Below are 21,870 nucleotides of genomic sequence, written 5' to 3' on the forward strand. Positions count from 1 at the left end.
GGGCGAGGAAGAAGAAACCCACGGCGATGATGAAGCCCATCATCACGATCCACTGCCCTTCGTCGTCTAACCTCTCCATATGAGCACCTCCACCATCACGACCTGTTCGCCGGTTCTGACATCTACAGGTGAACCGATGGGTTTGCCGTTTATGGTCACGAGCCTCGTCACCCGCACCGCCTGCTCGTAGCCGGTCATCTCCTGCGATTGCACGAACTGTTTTGTTTTAACGTCGTCATTGGCCCGGTATGATACGTACGTGGAGAACTGGAGGTTGTCCTGTTCCGGGCCGGTATTGTTATTCAGAAGTTTGCTGAAACGCTCCTTGAACGCATTTTTATTACTGTCTCCCCAGTCGCTCAGGTATTTTTCGAGTTCGCTTGGATCTCCGTTCTTAATCGGCGTGTCCATCACCGCCAGCACGTCGTTGCCGAGGACTTCAAGCTGCATGTCGGTGATGTGCGAGTCGCCCGGCGTGTACACGCTCGTCGTCCCGGCGACGAGGTACGCCGTCGCCAGGATGATGAACGCCGCCGCAATTCCCTCCATCGTGTAGAGCTGCGCAGAGTCGTCTACCATACCGCCACCTCCAGCACGGCAGGTTTCAGGGGAGGAGGCGGGGCCGTGGTGTAGTTGTACGTGAATGTCTTGCTGGTCAATGTGTCCGAATCAAAGAGGAATCTGATCTCCATCTGGTTCGTCTCCGATGCCTTCCCGCTGAAAAATCCGGGTTCAAGGGAGAGCTTGATGTTATCAGACGCCTGTTGCGGAAGGTTTGCCGGTGCCCCGCCGATCTGGATATTCTCTTCCGGTACTGCAGGCGGCACCCAGGATTTGCCGCGGTATATCCGCACACCGGTCAGGTTCCCCGAGATACTCGGATCCTTGAGTGTGATATTTATCCTGTCCCCGAAGGGGTCGACCCGGTAGGCCTCAGGTCGGCCGAGGAGTTCTGAGAAGTTCATGGCGACTGCGAAGGTGCCGTTGGTGGACATCTGTTCCCCTTCATTAACGACGTTAAATGTCGCCTCCGCGGGTTCCTTCACCATCACCGTCCGCCTGATATACCCGTGGTCGCCCTCGGGGACCGGGTCGCCAAGGGTGCGGGTTCCGTCATCCGTCTTCAGGCTGATATTGAAGGAGTACGGATAGTCCGAGAAAAAAACCGTCTCCCTGTAAAAGTCGGGGTCGTTCTGGTAGTGTGTTTTATTGAAGAACGCGTCTATCTTTCCCATGGAGAGGACGTTTGGCGTCTCCTTTGAGACAGCAAGCCCCATCCGCTTCACGCGGTCCATTGCTGTCGCCTCCCCCTCCCAGCGACTGTTCCCGGTCATGGTGAAGTCGTCGAACCACCACCCCGGGTCTTCGGCAAGGATCACCGACGTCCGGTAGGCGACGCCGTCGTTGTCGATGGTGGCGCTCTGGAGACCGGCGAGCATCCCCGGCACCATCCCTGCCGCGACGATCAGGCCGAGGAGGAAGATCGTGAACCCGGCCAGGAAGTCGAGGGAGAGCATTCCTGAGTCGTTGTCGAGTGCCGTTCAGACCACCCCCCCGGTCTGTGCGTCGAAGGCGAGGGTCTCGGGTGTGGGGGCGTGCGACCTCAGGGTGTACGTACCATTCACCAGGGTTAGGTCGGTCAACGGTCCGAGTCCTCCGATCTCGTCGGCATGCACCTCATAGAGGTCGGTGGGCATGAGGGTTGTGTCCAGCGGGATCGTCTCACCGTCCAGCGGGTGGTTCCAGTTCAGTCTCGACCATGTGCCGTGTGAGTAGACGAGGAGCGAAGGCCTGCCGTCCTGCCGTATGCCAAGGACCCAGGTGCTCGCGTTGCCTGCGGCCGCGACATCGGTGCCGCTCACCGTGATGACCTCCATCCCGGTGATATTCTCGAACCCCTCCCCTGCGAGCACCTCCAGATCCGCGAGAGCGGTTTCAAGGTGTGTCTTCTCCTCCGTCGAGGGGGACGTCACATCCCTGATCCCACCGCTTGCGGCCCCGTTTGCGGGTGTCGTCGTGCAGCCGCAGGCACAGGAGAATGCAAGTACGCAGAAGATAAGGGGGGCAATGAGGTGCGAGGGCTTCATAGCACGGATCCATTTTAGGGAGATTAGTATATATATCATTTGAATCTGTATTGCTGTATTACATCTTTTTGATCTGTGTTTCGGGTCTTTTTATCCGTGATATTGCCGCACGCCCCTGATGTCGGAGTGGTGGAGTTACATTCCAGGATGATGTGCTCTTCTCCACCCGGACGCAAGTGATACAATCTGCGGTGTTCCGCGACAGTAACACTTTTCACGAGAAACGTGTCACCTCCCCTCCTATGCAGAACCCCACCTTCGAGGAAGCCGCCCGCTTTCACGGCCACCGCTGCCCCGGTCTTGCCTTCGGGTACCGCGCCGCTGAGGTAGCAATGGAAAAAGTCGGCGCCTCCCGTGCCCCCGACGAAGAACTTGTGGCGATCATCGAGAACGACGCCTGCGGTGTGGACGGCATCCAGGTCGTCACAGGGTGCACTGTCGGGAAGGGGAACCTCATCCTCCGCGACCTCGGCAAGAGCGCCTGGACCCTCATCAACCGCACGAGCGGGAAGGCGGTGCGGATCATGACACGCCCCGACTTCTCCGTCGATCTCGTCGACCCCATGTTTCACCCCCTGCGGGCGAAGGTCCACGGGGGGTCGGCGACGCCCGCCGAGAGAAAAGCCTACAGGGAACACCTCGACGGCGTCTGTTCCGCCATACTGACGCACCCCGCCGATGAGATCTTCGCCGTCAGGGAGGTGGCGCCCGACGTCCCTGAGAAGGCACGGATCTTTGCGTCGTACACCTGCGCCGTCTGTGGGGAACAGGTCGCCGAATCGCGGGCTCGGGTCAAGGACGGGAAGATCGTCTGCATCCCGTGCGCCGGAAAATATTCAAGAGGGTGGTGACCCCTCTCTCAAAAACTGTTTTTATTCCTTCTTCCCCTCGCCGAGCGTGTGGATCACAAGCCCGGAGAGGAGTTTCGGCTCGAACCAGGTCGACTTCGGGGGCATGACCATGCCTGCGCCGGCGATCTTCATCACAGTCTCGACATTGACCGGCTGCATCGAGAAGGCGACAGCGAATTCGCCTGAGTCTACCTTCTTTTCGAGGTCGGCGAGAGGCCGGGCGCCGCCGAGGTACTGGAGGCGTGCGTCGCCCCGCGGGTCGGTGATCCCGAGCATCCCCTCAAGCACCTTCTTCTGGAGGACCGAGACGTCGAGCGAACCGATCAGGTCGTCGGGGTTTTCGACAGGAGAGGTGACCTCGTACCAGGTGCCGCCCAGGTACATGTGGAAGATGTGGTGACCATCGGCCTTCCTGAGGGGCGGCACGCGGAAGACAGTGTCGTCGATCTCGCCGTACGGCTTCACCTCGAAGTTCTTCTTCAGGGCGGCAAGGAAGGACTCCGGCGTGTACCTCCCGAGATCGGTGACGAGCCGCGAGTAACCGTGGATCTTCACCCTCTTGTGGGCGAGGAGGATCGCCATGAAACGGCCGTCCTCGACCTCATAGGTCCCGGCCTTCCTGCGGTCCTCTGCGACCGTCACCGCCGACTTTGCGCGGTGGTGGCCGTCGGCGATGTACGCCGCCGGCACGCGGGAGAAGAGACTCTCGATGTGTGCGAGGCGGACAGGGTCGCTGATCCTGAAGAGTTCGTGGACATTCCCCTGCTCTGTCTTGACGACCGCGTCGGGTCCGCCCTCCGGGAGAATGGACTCGATGTACTCGAAGATGTCCCCTTCGTCGGGGTACAGCACGACCACGAGTCCGGTATTCGCGTTCGTGGCGTCGATATGCCGTGTCCTGTCCCGTTCCTTGTCATAGCGGGTGTGCTCGTGCTTCTTGATGACGTCCTGGATGTAGTCATCGACGTCAAGGCAGGCCACAAGCCCGAGATAGAGGTTGCCCCCCTGCTTCACCCGGTAGAGGTACATCGACGGGGTCTCGTCCCGGCGGAAGATCCCCTTCTCCTGCATATCCTTGAAGTTCTCCCTCGCCTTCTCGTAGATCCGCTCGTCGTCGGCCGGGATGTCCCGGAGGACGGCGTCGGTCCTGCTCACGCTCAGAAAAGAAAGCGGGTTTTTCCCGATAATTTCTGCGGCCTCGCCTGTCGTCACCACGTCGTACGGCACCGAGGCGATTCTGGCGGCATATGCGCGCTCAGGCCGCAGCCCTGCAAAACGGTATACCTTTACCATGGGGATCACGTATCTTGGAGCTGCTAATACTTTCCCCCCTGGTCAATATATTTCCTTGCGCACGAGGTAGTAATCAACAATGTCAGAGCCCGGTTTTTTCCTGCGAAAGGCGACAGCAGCGGATATCCCTGCCATCGTCGCCATCGAGTGCGAGTCCTTCGTGGACCCCTGGAACGAGGAGACTTTCATCCAGGCGCTTGAGTGCTGGGCCGAAACTTTCTTTGTGGCGGTCGTGGACGGAGAGGTTGCGGGCTTCATCGTCGGAGGTATCGAGGACACGGGCGAGGCGGTATACGGCCATATCTGCAACTTCGCGGTCGCCGAGAAGTTCAGGCACCGGGGGATAGGGCGTCTGCTCGTCCGCGCCGCCGAACGTCAGTTCGCCGTCGCCCTTGCCGAGGGCGTGCAACTGGAGGTCAGGGCCTCCAACACCACGGCCCGGAGTTTCTACCGGAAGCACGGCTACCAGCCCGTCTTCACCGTCGCCCGGTATTACGCCAATGGCGAGGACGCCATCGTGATGATGAAGTGGTTCTTCTGAAGGAAGGGCCGGGGGTGCCGTCCCCCGGTGAAAGTCCTTCAAAAAGATATTTTCCAGGAACCGGGGTCATCCCCGGCCGAGTTGCTTGTGGGCCCTGGCGAGGTGGTGGGCGGCGAGGGCGCCGAGGAGGGAGAGTTCGCCGGCAAGCACGCCTGCCGCCACGATCTCCGCGAACGCCTTTGCATGTGTCCCTTCTGGCTCGCCTCCGCCGGCGACGCCGAGGAGGTTGAGGCAGGCGGCCTGGGTATCGATGCCGGTGCCGCCGCCGACCGTGCCCACCTGTACGGCCGGGAGGGTGACGGCCACATAGGCCCCGCCATCCGTCTCCTCGACCGTGGTGATGGCGCTGCTCCCCTCGACGACATGCGCGGCGTCCTGCCCGCAGGCGAGGTACAGGGCGGCGATGATATTCGCGGCATGGGCGTTGAAGCCGAGAGACCCGGCCCGTGCCGATCCTATGAGATTCTTACGGTAGTTCACCGCGGCAAGAGTCTTTGCGTCGGTTTTGAAGACCGTCCTTATCAGGTCGTCGGAGAGGTGTACGCCGGCGACGACGGTCTTGCCCCTCCCCTCGACGAGGTTCATGGCCGCGGGCTTCTTGTCGACACACATGTTGCCGGAGAGAGCGATGAGGCGGGCCCCCGTCTCCGCCTCGACGAGGTCGGCGATCTCCGCCGTGGCGATCGTCGCCATGTTCATGCCCATAGCGTCCTTGGTGTCGTAGGCACACCTCAGGAATACGCTGGTGCCGACGACGTACGGCGTCACGGAGAGGAGTTTCCCGCGGGAGGTGGTCTTTGCCGCCGCGGCGGCGAGTTCGGCGAAGTGCGCTTCAGCCCAGTCTGCGACCTCCTTTGCATGCACGATATCGCGGGCGGCAAAGACCGGAGCGCGGGTCATGGCGTCGGAGAGGACCCTGACGTCGGCCCCTCCCGCCTTCGTGATCGCCGAGGCCCCCCTGTTGATCGAGGCGACGAGCGCTCCCTCGGTCGTTGCAAGAGGGAGCCAGCGGGCGCCTTTTGCGAACTCGCCGTTGACCTGCAGGGGCCCGGCGACCCCGACCGGGACCTGGACGGCGCCGATCATGTTCTCGATGTTCCTCTTCACCACCCGGTCGATGCCGATGGAGAAGGTGCCGAGCGCTTCAAGGTCTGCCCCGGTCTCCCCCTCGATATACTCGCGCCTCACCCTGACGGCCTCTTCAGGCGGGAGTTCCCCCTCCAGGGCGTAGAGTTTGAGAGTTCCATTTTTTAGTCTTGCGAGAGCATCATCCATGAGATTACTATCAGGAGTTTTGGGGATAAAGATGCACGGTGAGGATGGGGACGAACTCTGGTGTCTGCGAGTGGCAAAGAAACATGCGGAAGAGGCGCGACGCGACCTGGTCGGGCGGGGTCTTCTGGACCGGGCCCACAGGCCGCGGCCAGAGGGGGACGACCTCCTCCTCCCCCTCGTCGAAGAAACGGCCGGGGCTGAGAGGGCGGTCTTCACCCCCTTCCCCCGGCAGGAGGAACTCCCCCGCCACGAACTCGTCGGCGGGATCGCGATCCTCCAGGAGGAGGACCGCGAGGGGGCAGAAAGGGTGCTCCACTCCCGTCCCTCCCTCCACACCGTCCTGTACCCCACAAGTCCGGTGGAGGGAGAGTTCAGGACGCGGGAGTTTGCTGTCCTTGCCGGGGAGGAGACGACGCGGACCATCGTCACCGAGCACGGTCACCGCTTTGCTGTGGACCTTGCGCACGCCTACTTCTCGGCCCGTCTCTCCACAGAGAGGCAGCGGGTGCGGTCTTTGATGCAGGAGGGCGAAAGGGTGGTCGACATGTTCGCGGGCGTCGGGCCTTTTGCGATCTCCCTTGCCGACCTGGCCTCTCTCGTCGTCGCCGCCGACCTCAACCCGGCGGCGGTTTCCCTCCTCTGCGAGAACACAGCGATGAACAAGAAAAAGAATGTCCTGCCCATGCTTGCCGACGCCGCCCACCTGCCCGGCATCTTCGGCCGGACCTTCGACCGCGTGATCATGAACCTCCCGATGGAGTCCTCCCACTTCCTCTCCGCCGCCTTCGCCCTCTGCAGACCTGGCGGGACCATCCACTTCTACGCCCTCCAGGACGAGGAGGGGAAGTACCTCGACGTCATCCGCGCCCTCCCGGCTGCGGAGGTCACCGAGAAGAGGGTGCGGAGTTATTCTCCTGCCGAGTGGCACGCCGTGTACGACATTGTCGTCGGGGAATGACCTGGCTCTAAATTATCTCTGGCAGACTGTCAGAATTCCGTTTCAGGAACGTATCTCCCCGACCGAAAATAGCGCGTAGTACCTGGCGCCGTCGCACCTGGACGGCGCCGCTCTTCGGATCGGAGTTTAAAAAAGGAGGAATCGGGTCTCACATCGGCGCGAACTTCGTGCCATAGTAGATGACCCCGCTCTCGCCCTCGGTGCCGAGCCTGCGGAAGACCGCCTTCACCGGCATGCCAATATAGGCCTCCTCAGGGGAGCAGACGATCTGCGCCGTCATCCTCGGCCCCTCTTCGAGTTCGACGATGGCGAGGACGTACGGAGTGAGTTTCGCGAACTGATCGCTTGCCGACCTGATCACCGTGAAGGTCACGATCTTGCCCGTGCCCTTGAAGGTGTGCTCGACGATCTTCCCCTCCCGCCGGCAGGTCGGGCAGAGGTTCCGCGGCGGGAAGAAATACCTGCCGCAGGTCTCGCACCGCGTCCCCTCGAGGTTGTAGCGCTGCGGGATCTTTCTCCAGAAACGTGGTACCGACATTTCAGTCCCTCCCGAAGATATGGACGGCGACCGTTGCGCCCGTGCCGCCGACATTGTGCGTCATGCCGATCTCGGCACCTTCGATCTGTCTCTTCCCGGCCTCACCGCGGAGTTGAAGGACCGCCTCGCAGACCTGCTTGATGCCAGTCGCACCGACCGGGTGGCCGCAGGCCTTCAGCCCGCCGCTCGTGTTCACGGGCAGGTCGCCGTTGAGGGCGGTGACCCCTTCCTCGGTGAGCTTCCCGGCCTCGCCCTTCTTGCAGAAGCCGAGGTCTTCGATGGCGCAGATCTCGGCAATGGTGAAGCAGTCGTGGACCTCGACGAAGTCGATATCCTTTCTCTCGAGACCTGCCATCTTGAAGGCACGGTTGCCGGCCGCCACCGTGGCGTCGAGGGTGGAGATGTCGCGGCGGTCATGGAGAGCGATGGTGTCGCTCGCCTGCGCCGTTGCCAGTACCTTGATCGGCGTGTCGGTGAACTTCTTCGCCATCTCCAGGGGTGCGACGACGACTGCTGCGGCGCCGTCGGTGATCGGCGAGCAGTCGAAGAGGCGCAGGGGGTCGGCGACAAGGGTCGAGTTCAGCACGGTGTCGATGGTGATCTCCTTCTGGAACTGTGCGATCGGGTTCCTCGCCCCGTTGTAGTGGTTCTTCACGGCGACCTGCGCCAGCTGCTCGCGGGTGAGGGGATAGCGGTGCATGTAGTCGTTTGCGATCATCGCATACAGGCCGGGGAAGGTCGCCCCGACAAAGCCCTCCCACTCACGGTCGGCCGCGCCGGCGAGGGCGTCTGTGGACATGCTCGTGTCCACGTCGGTCATCTTCTCGACGCCCGCGGCGACGACGATGTCGGACATCCCGCTTGCGACCGCGGTCACGGCGTCACGGAATGCAAGCCCGCCCGATGCGCAGGCGGCCTCGACCCTCGTCGCCGGGATATGCTCGGCGGCAAGACCCGAGTAATCGGCTATCAGGGCACCGATGTGCTCCTGCTCGATGAACCGACCTGCACTCATGTTCCCGACGTACATCGCGTCGATCTGCTCGCCTGCAAGGTTGGCGTCCTCGATCGCCTTGACGCCCGCCTCGACAATGAGGTTCCTGAAGGAACGGTCCCACCATTCGCCGAATTTGGTGCATCCGATCCCGATAACTGCTACGTCTCTCATTTCTGCACCATGATTTTACCTTTGTGTTTGGCGTACTGTGCGTAATCGAGATAGATCGGGTTTGCAAGGAGCTGCTCCACGGAGGGGGCCGCTGCCCTGTCGAAGACCGCGGTGTCCTCGATCAGGTCGGTGACCGTGATGTCGAAGGCGTCGCTCCCTGCACCCGAGCCAAAGGAGGTCACGAAGATGTGGTCGTCCGGTTTTGCGATATCGAGAGTGGCGGCAAGGCCAACCATCGAAGCCCCGGAGTAGGTGTTCCCGAGGCGCGGCACCACAAGACCGGGTTTGATCTGGTCGCGGGTGAAGCCGAGCATGCCGGCGACCCGCTGGGGGAACTTCGCGTTCGGCTGGTGGAAGACGGCATAGTCGTAGTCAGAGGGCTTTGTCCCCATCTGTTCGAGCATCATCCTGGCCGCTCCCTGCACGTGCTTGAAGTATCCCGGGTCACCGGTGAACCTCCCGCCGTGGCGGGGGTACGCCTGCCCCTCGCGCCGCCAGAAGTCGGGGGTATCGGTCGTGTACGAGCAGGTGTGGTTGATCACGGCGATGGGATCTTTCTTCCCGATGACCATGGCGGCCCCGCCTGCGGCGGCCGTGTACTCCAGGGCATCGCCGGGGGCGCCCTGCGCCACGTCGGCGCCGATGGCGACGCCATAAGTGACCATGTCGCTCCCGACAAGGCCCATGCAGGTCTGCACGCCTGCCGTGCCGGCCTTGCACGCAAACTCGTAGTCGGCCGCGGTCATCACCGGGGTCGCCCCGATGGCCGCCCCGACCGTTGCCGCTGTCGGCTTGACGGCGTAGGGGTGCGACTCCGAACCGACGTAGATGGCGCCGATGGCGTTGCGGTCGACGTCTCTCCTGATAAGTGCGTTGCGGGCCGCTTCGACGGAGATCGTTGCGGTGTCCTCGTCCATGTCAGGGACCGATTTTTCCCTGACCCCGAGGCCCCCGGAGATGTCCTTGGGGTTGTCGCCCCAGACCCGGGCGATCTCCTCGACTTTGATCCGGAAACGGGGGATATATGCCCCGTACGTAATGATGCCTACCATTCCTTTTCCCTCAAGGTGTTGACAATAGATTCTACGTCCATCGTTGTGCACAGGACGGTTATCCGGTCCCGTTCAGCAAGACGGGGAACGAGCGGGTGAACCTGCTCCACCTCCAGTCCCTGGAGGATGACGCAGCGCGGCTTGAAGGGGGTCACCCGGATCGCCACAAAGGGAGATTTCCCGGTCGAGACATTCGTAAAAATGAGTGCACGCTCCGTGCTCCACCCGTAGATCCTGTTGAACTCGTTTGCAGAGAGTTGCAGGATCGCATTGAGGCTGTTGACCACGGTATACCCGAAGATCGAGAGGTCGAGGGTGCCGCAGAGGGTGCGGGCGCCGACGGCCTTCGCGAGTTCGGTCAGGCGGACTGCCGAGGCGTAGTCGTGGATGTCATAGATGACGTCCTCGTCAAAGTTGGTGAAGAGAATTCTCGAGAACCGCTGGATATGTCTGCCACCGTTCTCCTCGTCGATTGCGAGGATAGTGTCGACTATCTTGCCGACAACGGCGGTTCCGGGGCTTCTCCGCCTTCCCCCCTCATAGTCGGATATGACCGAGGGAGAGACGCCGAGCCTCTCCGAGAGTACTCCCTGGGGTATCTCGAAGCTCATGCGCCATTTTTTCAGCGCTTTCCCCGGTGAGTCCGAGAGCGTAATCTCTCCTGCCATCTTCTCGGCAAGTTGCTTACGCAGTTCGGAGTTCATGGTTGTAGATGTTAACCACGCACATTAAAAAATTAACGAATCACTCATCGACAATCTACGAAGCACCCCCCTTCATAACTCATATATAGGATGCATCTCAATTGTGGTATGCATGATGGATGCAGGAGATCTCCAGTGCCTGAAGGTCGTTGCGCTCATGGGCGGCCTGAGGAGTTCGGCCTGGATGTCCTCACAGACCCTGGCGAATGCACTGAACATCAGCCCACAGACGGCCTCGCGTCGCCTGAAGTCACTTGAAGCGGCCGGAATGATCACGCGCACCGTCAGGCCTGATGGCCAGTATGTCGCCGTCGCCCTGGCGGGGGAGGAGGAACTGCGGCACGAGTTTTCGGCGTACACGCGTATCTTTTCGCCGGAAGGAGGGTATTATATCCTCAAAGGGACAGTGATCAGCGGCCTTGGCGAGGGACGATACTATATCGACCACCCGCAATACCGTGAGCAGTTCCTGGAAAAACTTGGATTTTATGCCTATCCGGGTACGCTCAACGTCCACCTCGACCCCGAAAGCGTCAGGGTGAAGCGCCGCCTGGAAGGACTGATCTGGATCGGGATCGAGGGCTTCGAGGCCGACGGCAGATCATTCGGTAGCGCACGTTGCCTCCCGTGCCGGATCGGAGACTGCCCGGGTGCGATCATCGAACCCGGCCGGAGCCACTATCCTGAAGAGATAATCGAGATCATCTCGCCGGCACCTCTGCGCGAGACATTTGGACTCCATGACAACGACAGTGTACAGATAGAGGTTACCCATGATTGAAGATGCATGTGCTGCCCTGAAAGCGGGCAAATTTATTCTGCTCTATGACTTTGACGACCGTGAACGCGAGACCGATCTTGTTATTTGTGCAGATGCCGTCACACCGCACGACGTCATGACGATGCGGAAAGATGGCGGTGGCCTCATCTGTACGGCCGTTCACCCCGAAGCCGCAAAAAGGCTCGGCCTTCCGTTCGCCTCAGACCTGCTCCGCGACTTCGATGCTGTCGAACACCTCGGCGACATCCCGTACGACCGGAAGAACCACTCGTCCTTCTCGATCTGGGTGAACCACAGGAGCACCTATACCGGCATACCCGACCGGGACAGGGCGACGACCATCAACGCCATTGCGGACCAGGTGAAAAAGTCCCTGAATGGCGGAGGTCAAAACTTCAAGGCCGAGTTCAGGACACCCGGCCATGTGGCACTTCTCAGGGCCGCCGAGGGACTGCTCGATGTCCGCAGGGGCCAGACAGAACTCTCGATCGCCCTTGCGGCCATGGCCGGGGTGACCCCGGCCCTTGTCGTCTGCGAGATGCTCGACGATGAGACCGGCCTTGCTCTTTCCAAGGAAGGTGCACAGGCCTATGCCCGGGATCATGGTCTGGTTTTCATCGAAGGAAAAGAGGTTCTTGAACACTGGAAGGGGATATCTGCCTGACCTCTCCTTTTCTGGCTGTTTGCCTGAAAGTGCCTGATATGGGGGGTGCTTCCCCCTCGCCTTTTTGAAATTGTTCTAAAATTGTTACAGGTCTTGATCAAAAAACGTAAAATCTATATGCTGTCAGATTTCAATCCTTTGTATGAAAAAAGATGCTGTAGCCTACCTTGCCACACGGAAAAGGGGCGACCTGGAGCATCAAAAAGAGATCATTGACGAATTTTGCAAATATCGGTTTACCGTCAATAAATTCTTCAGTGACCACCGGATGACCAGCACCGCCCCCAGGATGCGCGAGGGATATCAGCGGATGCTTGAATATGCGCGGGAAAACAGGGTGGAGCACATTCTCTTTCCCGGCCTCCCCTCTCTTGCGAAAAATCTGGAGTTCGAGATCGAGGAACTCCAGGCCCTTGTCGACGAAGGTTTTGTCCCTTACTTTGCCAGAGACGACTTTTTCGGTTATATTGATGATCCTGAACTCCGGATCCGGGCCGTCCAGAATTTTGTCGGGTATATCCGTCCCTGTGTGGAGACGGTGAAGAAGGCGTCCCGCACCCCTGCACATCCGGAGTCGCGGTCGCGGGGCGCTATTGGCCGGCCCCGCGCCCTGAACGACGGACAGATCGAGGCCCTGATCACCGTCCGCCGTTCCGGTACCAGTATATCCCAGATCTGCAGGATGTTCAGCGTGAGCAGGAGCACGGTTTCAAAGATCCTTGCAGACTATCCCGAACTGAAAGGCGAGTGGAAGGGGAAACGCTCTCCGGCCGAAAGTGCCGAGAGCGAGTAATACATTTTTGAACATTATTCTTCCCATGCGATAGGAGGTGGACAGCAGTCTCCCTCCTCAGGATCCCTTTTTGGTCTTCGAGGATTGAAAGACGAGACGTCAGGAGTACAGAAATATCAGATGTCCTCTTCGTGTGCATCTCTGATACGCAATGGGTCCCTAAGCCCCGGAGGAGACCCCGCTACAATGGTTTTTTCAGAGCCAAAAAAAGTTTAGATGGTGATCTGTGCAAGTGCCTCATAGACCATCCGGCGGTACACCTCCGGGTTTGTGGCGTAGTGTTCGCCGGCAGTCTTCGAGTCTTCGGTCGTCCCGAACGATTCAAGCCTCTTCAGGGTGCTCTCTGCGGTGTCAAGGACCCAGCAGTTCCGCATCTCCTTGTCGACAACAGTCACCGACTCCGCCCGCACAGAGACGAAGACCCGCCCGTCGGGTGTTTCATAGACGCTTGGCTTTCCGACGACGGCGACGAATGCCGGGGGATCGATCTTCGAGACCTGCGTCATCGCTTCCTGTTGATAGGACGTGGCACTCACGAAGAAGATCCCTGTCGGGTCGGAGACACGGATCTGGTAGAAGATGTTCTGGTCGCCCCGCTTTTCCTTCTGGGTCATCGACCCGATGATGAGGACCCTGTTGCACCTCTCACCTGTCGGGAGGAGGACATAGGTCGGACTCTTCTCGTCCTCGCCGTCCTTGAAGTGGTAACTTGCCTCGCGCAGTTCGGCAGCGAAGACCCTGCGTGCCGGTTCGCGCTGGTAACGCGGCGTGAAACGCCCTTCACTCTGCATTGAGTTCGCCCCCTATCTGGTTGAGGAGTTCAGTATGCCGGTCTTTGTCAAAGGTGAGAAGCGTACAATCCTTCACCAGGAAGGTGTCACCGAGGTCGCTCCCTGAACAGGCGAAGTAGCGCCCCATCACGGCATCCCTGATCCTGCAGAAGACGTCGTCCAGGCCGAGAGGCCCCTCCTGGGAGATCGATACCGCCTCATCGAGGGCGAGGCCGGTGACAGCCTCGACGACATCCTTCTGCATGAGGATATTGCGTGCCGTTGTCCCGTCATCGAGCACACCCTTGATCCTGATATCATTCCTGAAATTGTCCTGAACGTCGTGGACCGGGCAGTAATTCCTCTTCGAGAGGACGCGGTTGCACCCTTCCACAGGGCAGCGCCTGACAAGGCCTGATCCCGGACCGACATTCACGATGACCCCTTTGATAGTGGCGGCACCGGTCCCGACGGTGATCTCGGCCTCCTCATCAGGGAAGCACTTTGCACCGTTGAGTGTGATGGATAGCCGCCCCTGATACTCGTCCACGGTTGCGTAGAAGATGTTATAGACCATCCCCGGTTCGAGCCGCTCCATGTCCTCCTCTTTCCAGATGGTGAACTTGATCGTACCCGATTCGTCACCAACGATACCGGTCTGAAGGATACGCTCATGCCTCGCCTCCCACTCCTGGACAACCTTCACCTTCACGCTGGCAACACCCGGCCGGAGGTCGGCGACCTTCGTCATCTGTGGCATGACCGGGGCTTCCTTCTCGATCTCGGTGATCGTCGTCCCTTTATGGAAGTTCAGTTTCGGCATCCCACGGTACTCGTCCACGACCACGGACTCGATCCTGTACCACTTCCCCTCTTCTAGCAGGGGTGCGTTTGCCCTTTCCCACGCCGTGAACTGGATTGCCCCGCTCGTGTCGGTGATGATACCGCTCTGTCTGATCGCGGCTGAAGCCGGTTTTGCGGTGCCGACGACCTTCCCCTCGACAGTCACCCATTCACCCGGGAGGAGAGACCCGATCTCGCGCATCTCAGAGGACTGCGCCGGCACCGCCGCAAGGTTGTGATCGCGTGCGATGTTCTCGGAAACAGTCTTCTCGGCCTCGGAGAGATTGACTCCAAAGTCCTCGACGAGGGTCCGGAGTTTCTTTTCCACCTCTGAGGGGTCGATTTTGACCTTCTGCAACTCGAACTTTCGGGAGATTCTTTCTGCTGCTTCGGATAGATCCATATACATCTCCAGATGAGCATCGTCACCCCCACAATATAAAGGTGGGGAGCGTGGTGTGAAAGTTTGGGAGGCCGCCTGTTGAACGTTTAAGTACTGGTGCGACCAACCTCTGGGTATGGCGATCACCGCTGACAGTACGATCCTGGAACTCCTCCAGGCAAAGCCCGAAGCTGCGGAAGTCCTGATGCGTTTCGGTATGGGATGCCTTGGCTGTGCCATTGGCCGGGGCGAGAGCATCAGGCAGGCTGCGGCCGCCCACGGGATTCCCCTCGACGAACTTGTCGCTGCGCTTGGAATCCAGGAGTAAATCTATTTTTCCGGCTTCCCTCTGAGGGAAGCGCGGTATTTTTTCAGTTCCGCAAGCGAAGCCTCGGGGTTCCGCTGCAGGTATGCCGCGACCGCAGGCTCGTGGAGAAGAGTGCATCGGCTGCAGCTCCAGACAGTCCCGCCTGCTGAACACCCGACCTCGTCCCCGAGGTCGGTGTCCCTGCAGGGGTAGAAAGGGCAGTAACAGAAGTCACATGCCTGCCCTTTGAAGTGGCAGGGATAGTAAGGACACCCGTCCGGTCGCCACTCAACCCAGTGGTCCCCGCCGTACCGGGAAAAGATGAAAAATGACGGTTTTTTCCGTGAAACCCGTCCTTGCTGACGCGCAAGCGCCTCCTGCACCCCGCGGAGGACGGCGGCATAGACCCGCCGCCCCGTCTCGGTGAAGGTGCCTGCATATGTGTGGGCTACATCCCCCTCGCAGGCGACAACCACCGCATCTGTGGTCGTGCCGGTGAAGTCGTATCCCATCACCCTGAGGGCCTGTGCCTTCGCCTCCGTGGCAGTGATGATCGTCTCCAGAAGAGCGCCGTCGGAGAGTCCCTCCCGCGACGTGACGACGATATTGATCGTGTGGGGGTGTTCCGGGTCCTGGTCAGGGTTTGGATTTGGATTTGTGACGCCCGCCGTAACAAAAGCCGTGATAAAATCATATTGCAGGATACAGAGGTACTGCATCGGGACAGCGGTCAGGAGGCCGAAAAAGTCGTTGTCTAGCCCGTTTGATGCCGCGATCTCCCGGAGATAACGCGGGGGATCTGCGTGGTCGAAATTTTCCGGAACCGTGTGATTGAATATCGTCGATACCTCGCCGAAACCCCCGTCGATCCCGGTGCTTGCGGCCCGGAAGGTGCCCCGCACAAAAAGGGTGTCACGGGTGTGGTAGTATCTCATGCAACAGTATACCTTACCCGATCTTTGAGTTCCTGCTGTTTCCCGGCATTCCAGCCCGAGACGTCCTGGAGATAACCGGTGACACGACTGATCTGGGTGACGTCGTGGGAACCGCACGCCGGGCAGACCGGCGCTCCGCAGAGGGGACAGTATTCTATTCCCGCGACGATCTCGTGGGAGCAGTGAGTGTGGTCGAGGGGACACATGATCTCAAGCTGGGTCTCGCCGCAGACCGGGCACGGGTCTGTATCGACGACATGGTTGCAGGTGTGGCACTTGTACCTGCGCTCCTCGACCGGGATATCAGATAAATTTCTGTATTTTTTTGCCAGAGTTAGTTGCTCGTCGCTCCACTGCATGCTTAATCCTTCCTGCTGAAATTATTAAAGGCTGCGTTTTTCGGCCGGTTGCGGGCGTGAACTCCAAAAAGACACTGCTCCATTTTCCGTATCCATGAATCGTAAGATATTATAACTTAATTTTGTTACCATATACCAATGCATTCAATGAATTTCATTGCCACCCATTTTTCAGGGGGGAAGTGGAGTGGCAGGGGGTTTACACAATTTTTTGTCCTCGCTGCCATCCTCCTTATCCTCGGGTGTGCGACCCCGGCAGCTGCGGTTGCCTTCTCTCACGGAGAAAACAGTTCAGGTGTCGTCGCTGGTCTGCCCTCCTTTCTGGATCCATTTGCGGAGGGTAAGACCGCCGCGCCTGCACTTGCCGCAGATGCTGCTATTGAAGAAGAGGTGGACCCCCTCGCTCTCTATGCGGCTCAGGCGCGGGAAGCCGTGGATGGAGTTGCGGCCTCTCTTGCGTCTGCCGGGAATGACACCGGCGTGACCGATGTCACCGCCTATCCGCTCATCACCGACCCCGACCTTGCCAATCCCGGCTACCTGGGACGTCCGATGGGCGTGAAAGTCGTGGTAGTCTGCCCGGATGAAGGTGATCGTCTCCAGAATACTCTCTGGTGGTACGAGAAAGACACGACCACGATTGCCAGGGCACTCTATAGCAGTGAAGTAAAGAACCGGCTCGGCTTTGTTGCAGTCACATTTAAAAAGGCCGACGGGAAGAGCACCTCCCTCAAATTCGTCCTTCATGCGGCCGATGCCTCCCTGGCCGTCTCAGGTAATGAGTCGGCCTATATCAGGCATATCGACTGGTCTGATGTGGAGATAGCGAAAGGTGTGTCGGTCGCCTGTTACGAACCGCCTGAGTCTGCGGTGCAGGTGCCTGCGAGGGCCTGGGGAGACGGGTCGAAGCGGACGATTTCCCGGGACCTCCTGAAGGCCGAGGTCGCTGACGGCACGAGCGTGATGAACGGGAAGATCGACGAGATATCCCATGCGGCAGACAGGAACGACTATGCCGGTGTTGCCCGTCTTTCTGACGAACTTGTCGGCACTGCCCGGGCACGGGAAAAGAGCCTCAGGTCATGCACGGTCCCGTCGGGGTGTGCCCCTGCGTCCGGGGATTATGGTGCAGGACTCGGGAAGTACCAGGAAGCGGGGTCTCTCCTCTGGTACGGTGCGACCTTCGCAGATGCCGACGCCTTTGCCCGCGGGAACGATCTTCTTGTCCAGGGACGGGCACTGATGGCCGGCGCCCAGGAAAAACTCTCCCTTTCCCCTCCAGCCCTGAATACGCAGGTCATCGCCACGCAGTCTCTGTACCCCGATGCCCTCGCCCCCCGGGAGCGGTATAAGTTCAGGGACGCACCCGAGGGGAACACCCTCTCGGTAAAGGTCGGACCGGTCACGCGGCTGGACCGGTACGTTACTGAGAAGGGCGACACGGTGAAGGAGCACCTGCCGCCGTACGGGAAGGAGTTCTTCTGCGTACTTCTGGAGGTCAACCACCTCGGTTACAGTGGAAAGGGGAGCCAGACATTCAGGACCCCGAAAGCATCGGCATGTACTCTCCTCCTCGGCGGCGACAAGTACGTCCCGAAACAACCTGAGGCATATATCGAGTGCGTCGGTTCTGTCTACTCTGATGTGACCCTCAAAAGGAAGGACCGCACTATCGGCTATCTTGTCTACGAAGTCCCTCTCTCTTCCGACCCCGCCTCGGCGTACCTCCAGGTCAACTTCGGCAAGGGCGGTACTCCGCTCTGGAGACTGGGCTGATCCGGTTCTCTAACATTACTTTTTTTTGGAAGACATATTTGAAGCAGGAAGAATAGATGCGGGGTCAGGCAGGGCCAGGCCCTGCCTGCCGCCTCAGAGGACTCATAGGGTTCGTCAGCACCGGACCTGCCGGTTCGGAACGGTCGTTCTCATCATCGGCGATAGGGCGCGTAGGCCCGTGCCGCTGTCGCCGGGTCTGCCGCGCCGTAGATTGCCCGTCCGACGATCATGCCGTCGACGAGGGGTGCGACCAGAGCGGGATCGCCGCCCTGTGCCCCTATGCCCGGGGACAGGATCTTCTTTTCCCCGATGAGGGTGCGAAGTGCTTTCACTCTTTCGGGCCGCGTCGCCGGGGCGATGATGCCGTCGGCGCCGGTCTGTGCGACAATATCGCAGAGGTGCTCGGGCACGCCCTCGGAGAAGAAGGTGAGTGCACCAGGGTGGCTCATCTCGGCGACGACATAGCACTCCCCTTCATGGGCATGGGCCGCGTTGACGCAGGCGGCAACCGAGTCCGGGCCCGGGAAGCCTTGGGCGATTACAGCAGAGAATCCGGCCGCGAAGACCTGCTCGCAGATGAGCGTGTTGGTATTCGGTATGTCAGCGACCTTGAAGTCGGCGATGAGGGGAAGCCCGAGGTCTGCGAGGTCGCGGGCTATCCCGAGCCCGGCCCCGAGGACAAGGGGGTAGCCGATCTTGATCGCGTCGACCTCGCGTGCACAGGCCTTTGCAATGGCGAGTGCCGCTGCCCGATCGGTGACATCAAGGGAGAGGATAAGGTCAGTCATGTTCCCGCTCTATTATTTTGTGGTGAAATAATGTTTTCTCCGTGGAGTCGGGGGAGAGGACTGTTTTCAGTCCTGTTCCAGTCTCTCCAGGACCGCCGCGGCGATGAGGGGGAGGTTGATTGTTGCATCGCCGTAGACTGTAATTGCAGCTGCGTCCTCGTTGATCTTGCCCCAGGACTGGGCTTCTGAGAGTGTGGCGCCGGAGAGGCCGCCGAGGTCGGGACGGTCGCCGGTGAGCTGGATCGCGTAGTCGAAGCCCGAGGGGGTGATCATCTTGTTCTGGAAGATGAAGTTCTTCGGGACGCCGCCGCCGACGAGGAAGGCGCCTGCATGTTCTGCCGCATAGCAGCGGTCGATGATGTCGTGCATGTCGCCGAAGGTGTCGACGACGATGTGGTGCATCTGGTTGTAGAGCCAGAACTGCATGCCGAGCATTGAGTCCTGGACAGCGGGGCAGAAGACAGGGATGTCTTTCTTTGCCGCTGTTGCGAGGATGCCGTGGTCGAGGTGCTCGCCGATGTGGCGGAGGAGGCCAGAGATGGTGATCACGGACTTATCCGGGATCTCGGAGAGGCAGTCCTGCATGAACTCCTCAAAGCGTATGAAGGCCTCGTCCGGGAGGAAGATGTCGTAGATACGGTTGATCTCCTCTTCTCTCAGTTTGAGGTCGTCGCAGACCGACGTGCCATGGTAGTGGTGGCAGCCGATTGCCTCGATAGTATCGTGGGTGAGGTTTGCCCCGGTTGAGACAAGGATATCGATGTACCCCTTCTCGATGAGTTCGCTGACGATCCCGCCCATGCCGGCGGGGACCATCGCCCCGGCAAGCCCGAAGTACTTTGTCGCCTTCTCGTCGCGGAGCATTTTTTCGTATATATCAACCGCTTTTGCGAGTGAACCGCCGTTGTAGGCTCCTGCTCCGCCTATTGCATTGACAAGTTCGTTTACTGTCATCCCTGCCGAAAGCCTGACCTGCCTGACAGGATCGCCGCATTCATCCCTGTTGCATTCCATAGGACACCAGATTCCTTATGATCTTGTCCTGCAATCCATTAACAGTTTTGACCGAGGACCACACCATAAAAAGAGACAAAATTGTGGATTCAAAAAAATATGGGGGTGCTCTCAGATCCCTTTCATGATCCAGTGACGGGGAATGACAACATCCCGTGCAGGGAAGTATCCCTGCCCCTGGTGTCCATGCTGGTGCCTCTCGGGTACGGTCGTATCCCGTCATTCCGGGGTGTGCCTTACATCGCAGAGCGGTAGATGGTCATGATCTCGTCCTTTGTGGCCCGGCGCGGGTTTGTCAGGCCACAGATGTCCTTCATGGCATTTTCTGCCAGGGTCGGGATGTCCTCCTCCTTTGCACCGAGTTGCTTCACGCCCGCCGGGATGCCGACGTCGGCAGAGAGCTTCTTGATGGCGTCGATGGCCTTCTCTGCCGCTTCGATGGTGGAGAGACCTTCGACATTCTCCCCGAGGGCCTTTGCGATCTCGACGAAGCGCTCGGGTGCGGCGATGAGGTTGAACTTCTCGACGTGCGGCAGGAGGATGGCGTTGCAGACGCCGTGCGGCAGGTTGTAGAAGCCGCCGAGCTGGTGGGCCATTGCGTGGACGTAGCCGAGGCTTGCATTGTTGAAGGCAATGCCGGCGAGGTACTCGGCGTGGGCCATCATGTCGCGGGCGACCATGTCGTCACCGTTGGCGACGGCCGGCCTGAGGTATTTTGAAATGATCTCTATCGCCTTGATAGCGGCGGCGTCCGTGGTCGGTGTGGCGATGGTGGAGACATAGGCCTCGACTGCATGAGTGAGGGCGTCCATGCCGGTGGCGGCGGTGAGTGCGGGCGGCATGCTCTTCATCAGTTCGGGGTCGTTGATCGCGACGTTGGCAGTGAGTTTCCAGTCGACGAGGGCCATCTTGACGTGGCGGCGGGTGTCGGTGATGACGGCGAAGCATGTCATCTCCGAGGCGGTCCCCGCGGTCGTGTTGACGGTGATAAATGGCGGCAACGGCTCCGTAACCTTCCCTGCGCCTTCGTAGTCATAGATCTGCCCCCCGTTTGCGGCAACGATGCCGATGCCCTTTGCGCAGTCCATCGGGGACCCCCCGCCGACGGCGACGATCATGTCACAACCTTCTTTTGTGTACATCGCCGCACCCTCGTGGACAGAGGTGTCAGTCGGGTTCGGCTCGGCACCGGCGAAAATTGCCGATTCGATGCCTGATCCTCTCAGGAGTTCGGCAATGTCCTTGTTCAGAGCCTGGCCATGCCTGCCCTTTCCAGAGACGATCAGGGCCTTCCTGGCTCCGAGCATCTTCGCCCAGTTTCCGATCTCTTTCACTGCTCCAGCGCCCATGAGGGCAACTGCGGGGTTCAGGTATGTGTAAACCATTTTTTCCACTCCTGGGGCCCTCCTTGACGAGTGCCCTATGCATGAACCCTTATATTGTGTGAATATAAATGGGGATGATTTAATCCAATGTCTATATCCTTTTATATTGTATATTTATAATTATTAATCCTTAATTTTTAAATTTGGTTGTATATTGGGGTCTAATTGCTGAAATGGTACTGCAGATCCCTGATTAAAATCATCATGTTCGTTCATGAAAGTCTCGTGTATTCTCTCGTATCTTGCGTGATAAATCATTATGGACTCCATGTTCTGCTCTAAATATTTGAGAACATTTGTGGCAGGGTTGCTGATTTCCTTGCGCTTCCTCTCTGAGGTGAACTGCCCCCACTTGAGATGTAAAAGGACAAAACGTCTGGTACCCTGCTCTTCTCCTATCTGGAAAATGATCGTATTGCCGGAGGGGGCTAGGGATTAAAAATAGGGGATTTTATTTGAAGTAAACACCGACGTCCCGCATCTTGCTGAAACGCGCGATGTTGATGACGAGCGGTGTGATCGCCTCGACGTACGGGGAGACGGCGAGCGGTCCTGCGTCCAGTGCTTTCAGTTTTGAGATCGAGTTGACGAGTTCCATGACAACCG

24 protein-coding genes are annotated in these 21,870 nt (G+C 59.5%); 8 read left to right on the forward strand and 16 right to left on the reverse strand.

What is annotated here, in order from left to right:
- Positions 1-66 precede the first annotated feature (66 nt).
- From Q0520_RS10720 to Q0520_RS10730, 3 genes are read right to left on the reverse strand one after another with little or no spacing between them, the layout of a single operon-like run.
- Positions 67-579: a hypothetical protein gene (locus Q0520_RS10720; RefSeq protein ID WP_298669940.1), complete on the reverse strand. Its 513-nt coding sequence runs from the start codon at positions 577-579 to the stop codon at positions 67-69.
- Positions 573-1,517, reverse strand: coding sequence for a hypothetical protein (locus tag Q0520_RS10725; RefSeq protein WP_298669942.1), 945 nt, complete (start codon positions 1,515-1,517; stop codon positions 573-575). Before Q0520_RS10725 ends, Q0520_RS10720 begins: the two co-directional genes overlap by 7 nt.
- 24 nt (positions 1,518-1,541) lie before the next feature.
- Complete coding sequence (locus tag Q0520_RS10730) at positions 1,542-2,087, reverse strand: hypothetical protein (protein ID WP_298669944.1); 546 nt, start codon at positions 2,085-2,087, stop codon at positions 1,542-1,544.
- A gap of 242 nt (positions 2,088-2,329) precedes the next feature.
- On the opposite strand from Q0520_RS10730, the gene Q0520_RS10735 reads away from it, so the two are divergent.
- A complete protein-coding gene (locus Q0520_RS10735) occupies positions 2,330-2,938 on the forward strand; it encodes an FmdE family protein (RefSeq protein WP_298669946.1) in 609 nt (202 codons plus the stop codon).
- Positions 2,939-2,959: 21 nt separating this feature from the next.
- On the opposite strand, the gene Q0520_RS10740 is transcribed toward Q0520_RS10735, so the two are convergent.
- Positions 2,960-4,231 carry a DUF1015 domain-containing protein gene (locus tag Q0520_RS10740; RefSeq protein ID WP_298669948.1) on the reverse strand — a complete coding sequence of 424 codons (1,272 nt, stop codon included), beginning with the start codon at positions 4,229-4,231 and terminating at the stop codon, positions 2,960-2,962.
- A 79-nt stretch (positions 4,232-4,310) separates the two neighbouring features.
- On the opposite strand from Q0520_RS10740, the gene rimI reads away from it, so the two are divergent.
- Positions 4,311-4,772: a ribosomal protein S18-alanine N-acetyltransferase gene (rimI, locus tag Q0520_RS10745; protein ID WP_298669950.1), complete on the forward strand. Its 462-nt coding sequence runs from the start codon at positions 4,311-4,313 to the stop codon at positions 4,770-4,772.
- Positions 4,773-4,838: 66 nt separating this feature from the next.
- Here the strand turns inward: rimI and hmgA are convergent, their stop codons facing one another.
- A complete protein-coding gene (gene hmgA, locus Q0520_RS10750) occupies positions 4,839-6,047 on the reverse strand; it encodes a hydroxymethylglutaryl-CoA reductase (NADPH) (protein WP_298669952.1) in 1,209 nt (402 codons plus the stop codon).
- 31 nt (positions 6,048-6,078) lie between these two features.
- Here hmgA and Q0520_RS10755 point away from each other — a divergent pair, with 31 nt between their 5' ends.
- Positions 6,079-7,005 carry a class I SAM-dependent methyltransferase family protein gene (locus Q0520_RS10755; RefSeq protein ID WP_298669953.1) on the forward strand — a complete coding sequence of 309 codons (927 nt, stop codon included), beginning with the start codon at positions 6,079-6,081 and terminating at the stop codon, positions 7,003-7,005.
- Positions 7,006-7,153: 148 nt separating this feature from the next.
- Here the strand turns inward: Q0520_RS10755 and Q0520_RS10760 are convergent, their stop codons facing one another.
- The 4 genes from Q0520_RS10760 to Q0520_RS10775 are packed head-to-tail and all read right to left on the reverse strand — an operon-like array spanning position 7,154 to position 10,467.
- A complete protein-coding gene (locus Q0520_RS10760; RefSeq protein WP_298669955.1) occupies positions 7,154-7,543 on the reverse strand; it encodes a Zn-ribbon domain-containing OB-fold protein in 390 nt (129 codons plus the stop codon).
- Between the two features lies 1 nt (position 7,544).
- On the reverse strand, positions 7,545-8,711 hold the full coding sequence (locus Q0520_RS10765) for a thiolase domain-containing protein (protein ID WP_298669957.1): 1,167 nt from the start codon (positions 8,709-8,711) through the stop codon (positions 7,545-7,547).
- A complete protein-coding gene (locus Q0520_RS10770) occupies positions 8,708-9,763 on the reverse strand; it encodes a hydroxymethylglutaryl-CoA synthase (RefSeq protein ID WP_298669959.1) in 1,056 nt (351 codons plus the stop codon). Before Q0520_RS10770 ends, Q0520_RS10765 begins: the two co-directional genes overlap by 4 nt.
- Positions 9,757-10,467, reverse strand: coding sequence for a helix-turn-helix domain-containing protein (locus Q0520_RS10775; protein WP_298669961.1), 711 nt, complete (start codon positions 10,465-10,467; stop codon positions 9,757-9,759). Before Q0520_RS10775 ends, Q0520_RS10770 begins: the two co-directional genes overlap by 7 nt.
- A 112-nt stretch (positions 10,468-10,579) precedes the next feature.
- Between Q0520_RS10775 and Q0520_RS10780 the strand changes: the two genes are divergently transcribed.
- From Q0520_RS10780 to Q0520_RS10790, 3 genes are all read left to right on the forward strand, one after another.
- A complete protein-coding gene (locus Q0520_RS10780; RefSeq protein WP_298669963.1) occupies positions 10,580-11,248 on the forward strand; it encodes a DUF120 domain-containing protein in 669 nt (222 codons plus the stop codon).
- Positions 11,241-11,912, forward strand: coding sequence for a 3,4-dihydroxy-2-butanone-4-phosphate synthase (gene ribB, locus Q0520_RS10785; RefSeq protein WP_298669965.1), 672 nt, complete (start codon positions 11,241-11,243; stop codon positions 11,910-11,912). Before Q0520_RS10780 ends, ribB begins: the two co-directional genes overlap by 8 nt.
- 142 nt (positions 11,913-12,054) lie before the next feature.
- A complete protein-coding gene (locus Q0520_RS10790; protein ID WP_298669967.1) occupies positions 12,055-12,705 on the forward strand; it encodes a recombinase family protein in 651 nt (216 codons plus the stop codon).
- Between the two features lie 212 nt (positions 12,706-12,917).
- On the opposite strand, the gene Q0520_RS10795 is transcribed toward Q0520_RS10790, so the two are convergent.
- Both Q0520_RS10795 and Q0520_RS10800 read right to left on the reverse strand, forming a co-directional pair.
- Positions 12,918-13,496 (reverse strand): RPA family protein, encoded by a 579-nt coding sequence (locus Q0520_RS10795; protein ID WP_298669969.1) that lies wholly within the window; start codon positions 13,494-13,496, stop codon positions 12,918-12,920.
- Complete coding sequence (locus tag Q0520_RS10800; RefSeq protein WP_298669971.1) at positions 13,486-14,676, reverse strand: nucleotide-binding protein; 1,191 nt, start codon at positions 14,674-14,676, stop codon at positions 13,486-13,488. The genes Q0520_RS10795 and Q0520_RS10800 overlap by 11 nt, the downstream gene beginning before the upstream one ends.
- Positions 14,677-14,836: 160 nt before the next feature.
- Here Q0520_RS10800 and Q0520_RS10805 point away from each other — a divergent pair, with 160 nt between their 5' ends.
- A complete protein-coding gene (locus Q0520_RS10805) occupies positions 14,837-15,028 on the forward strand; it encodes a DUF1858 domain-containing protein (RefSeq protein ID WP_298669973.1) in 192 nt (63 codons plus the stop codon).
- Positions 15,029-15,030: 2 nt separating this feature from the next.
- Here Q0520_RS10805 and Q0520_RS10810 read toward each other — a convergent pair whose 3' ends face one another.
- Together Q0520_RS10810 and nrdD are read right to left on the reverse strand one after the other, a co-directional pair.
- Entirely contained in the window at positions 15,031-15,942 is a 912-nt protein-coding gene (locus tag Q0520_RS10810) for an adenosylcobinamide amidohydrolase (RefSeq protein WP_298669975.1), read from the reverse strand.
- Positions 15,939-16,301: an anaerobic ribonucleoside-triphosphate reductase gene (gene nrdD / locus Q0520_RS10815; RefSeq protein ID WP_298669977.1), complete on the reverse strand. Its 363-nt coding sequence runs from the start codon at positions 16,299-16,301 to the stop codon at positions 15,939-15,941. The genes Q0520_RS10810 and nrdD overlap by 4 nt, the downstream gene beginning before the upstream one ends.
- Before the next feature lie 147 nt (positions 16,302-16,448).
- Between nrdD and Q0520_RS10820 the strand changes: the two genes are divergently transcribed.
- A complete protein-coding gene (locus Q0520_RS10820) occupies positions 16,449-18,077 on the forward strand; it encodes a hypothetical protein (RefSeq protein WP_298669979.1) in 1,629 nt (542 codons plus the stop codon).
- A gap of 152 nt (positions 18,078-18,229) precedes the next feature.
- Here the strand turns inward: Q0520_RS10820 and pyrF are convergent, their stop codons facing one another.
- The 3 genes from pyrF to Q0520_RS10835 all read right to left on the reverse strand — a co-directional run bounded on the left by pyrF (position 18,230) and on the right by Q0520_RS10835 (position 21,264).
- Positions 18,230-18,865, reverse strand: a complete 636-nt coding sequence (pyrF, locus tag Q0520_RS10825; RefSeq protein WP_298669981.1) for an orotidine-5'-phosphate decarboxylase — start codon at positions 18,863-18,865, stop codon at positions 18,230-18,232.
- A gap of 66 nt (positions 18,866-18,931) precedes the next feature.
- Complete coding sequence (locus tag Q0520_RS10830; RefSeq protein WP_298669983.1) at positions 18,932-19,879, reverse strand: deoxyhypusine synthase; 948 nt, start codon at positions 19,877-19,879, stop codon at positions 18,932-18,934.
- 236 nt (positions 19,880-20,115) lie between these two features.
- Positions 20,116-21,264: an iron-containing alcohol dehydrogenase gene (locus Q0520_RS10835; protein WP_298669985.1), complete on the reverse strand. Its 1,149-nt coding sequence runs from the start codon at positions 21,262-21,264 to the stop codon at positions 20,116-20,118.
- Positions 21,265-21,870: the final 606 nt, after the last annotated feature.

Origin of the sequence: uncultured Methanofollis sp. (genome assembly GCF_937919355.1) — an archaeon.
Lineage (GTDB): Archaea > Halobacteriota > Methanomicrobia > Methanomicrobiales > Methanofollaceae > Methanofollis.

Excerpts from the sequence above, each read along its gene's own strand:
- Q0520_RS10770 (WP_298669959.1), bottom strand. The coding sequence starts at position 9,763 with ATGGTAGGCATCATTACGTACGGGGCATATATCCCCCGTTTCCGGATC.
- Q0520_RS10820 (WP_298669979.1), top strand. The coding sequence starts at position 16,449 with ATGAATTTCATTGCCACCCATTTTTCAGGGGGGAAGTGGAGTGGCAGG.
- Q0520_RS10765 (WP_298669957.1), bottom strand. The coding sequence starts at position 8,711 with ATGAGAGACGTAGCAGTTATCGGGATCGGATGCACCAAATTCGGCGAA.
- Q0520_RS10780 (WP_298669963.1), top strand. The coding sequence starts at position 10,580 with ATGATGGATGCAGGAGATCTCCAGTGCCTGAAGGTCGTTGCGCTCATG.
- Q0520_RS10730 (WP_298669944.1), bottom strand. The coding sequence starts at position 2,087 with ATGAAGCCCTCGCACCTCATTGCCCCCCTTATCTTCTGCGTACTTGCA.
- pyrF (WP_298669981.1), bottom strand. The coding sequence starts at position 18,865 with ATGACTGACCTTATCCTCTCCCTTGATGTCACCGATCGGGCAGCGGCA.
- Q0520_RS10740 (WP_298669948.1), bottom strand. The coding sequence starts at position 4,231 with ATGGTAAAGGTATACCGTTTTGCAGGGCTGCGGCCTGAGCGCGCATAT.
- Q0520_RS10775 (WP_298669961.1), bottom strand. The coding sequence starts at position 10,467 with ATGAACTCCGAACTGCGTAAGCAACTTGCCGAGAAGATGGCAGGAGAG.
- Q0520_RS10805 (WP_298669973.1), top strand. The coding sequence starts at position 14,837 with ATGGCGATCACCGCTGACAGTACGATCCTGGAACTCCTCCAGGCAAAG.
- Q0520_RS10830 (WP_298669983.1), bottom strand. The coding sequence starts at position 19,879 with ATGGAATGCAACAGGGATGAATGCGGCGATCCTGTCAGGCAGGTCAGG.
- Q0520_RS10835 (WP_298669985.1), bottom strand. The coding sequence starts at position 21,264 with ATGGTTTACACATACCTGAACCCCGCAGTTGCCCTCATGGGCGCTGGA.
- Q0520_RS10720 (WP_298669940.1), bottom strand. The coding sequence starts at position 579 with ATGGTAGACGACTCTGCGCAGCTCTACACGATGGAGGGAATTGCGGCG.
- Q0520_RS10810 (WP_298669975.1), bottom strand. The coding sequence starts at position 15,942 with ATGAGATACTACCACACCCGTGACACCCTTTTTGTGCGGGGCACCTTC.
- Q0520_RS10760 (WP_298669955.1), bottom strand. The coding sequence starts at position 7,543 with ATGTCGGTACCACGTTTCTGGAGAAAGATCCCGCAGCGCTACAACCTC.
- Q0520_RS10735 (WP_298669946.1), top strand. The coding sequence starts at position 2,330 with ATGCAGAACCCCACCTTCGAGGAAGCCGCCCGCTTTCACGGCCACCGC.
- Q0520_RS10725 (WP_298669942.1), bottom strand. The coding sequence starts at position 1,517 with ATGCTCTCCCTCGACTTCCTGGCCGGGTTCACGATCTTCCTCCTCGGC.
- Q0520_RS10790 (WP_298669967.1), top strand. The coding sequence starts at position 12,055 with ATGAAAAAAGATGCTGTAGCCTACCTTGCCACACGGAAAAGGGGCGAC.
- rimI (WP_298669950.1), top strand. The coding sequence starts at position 4,311 with ATGTCAGAGCCCGGTTTTTTCCTGCGAAAGGCGACAGCAGCGGATATC.
- ribB (WP_298669965.1), top strand. The coding sequence starts at position 11,241 with ATGATTGAAGATGCATGTGCTGCCCTGAAAGCGGGCAAATTTATTCTG.
- Q0520_RS10755 (WP_298669953.1), top strand. The coding sequence starts at position 6,079 with ATGCACGGTGAGGATGGGGACGAACTCTGGTGTCTGCGAGTGGCAAAG.
- nrdD (WP_298669977.1), bottom strand. The coding sequence starts at position 16,301 with ATGCAGTGGAGCGACGAGCAACTAACTCTGGCAAAAAAATACAGAAAT.
- Q0520_RS10795 (WP_298669969.1), bottom strand. The coding sequence starts at position 13,496 with ATGCAGAGTGAAGGGCGTTTCACGCCGCGTTACCAGCGCGAACCGGCA.
- hmgA (WP_298669952.1), bottom strand. The coding sequence starts at position 6,047 with ATGGATGATGCTCTCGCAAGACTAAAAAATGGAACTCTCAAACTCTAC.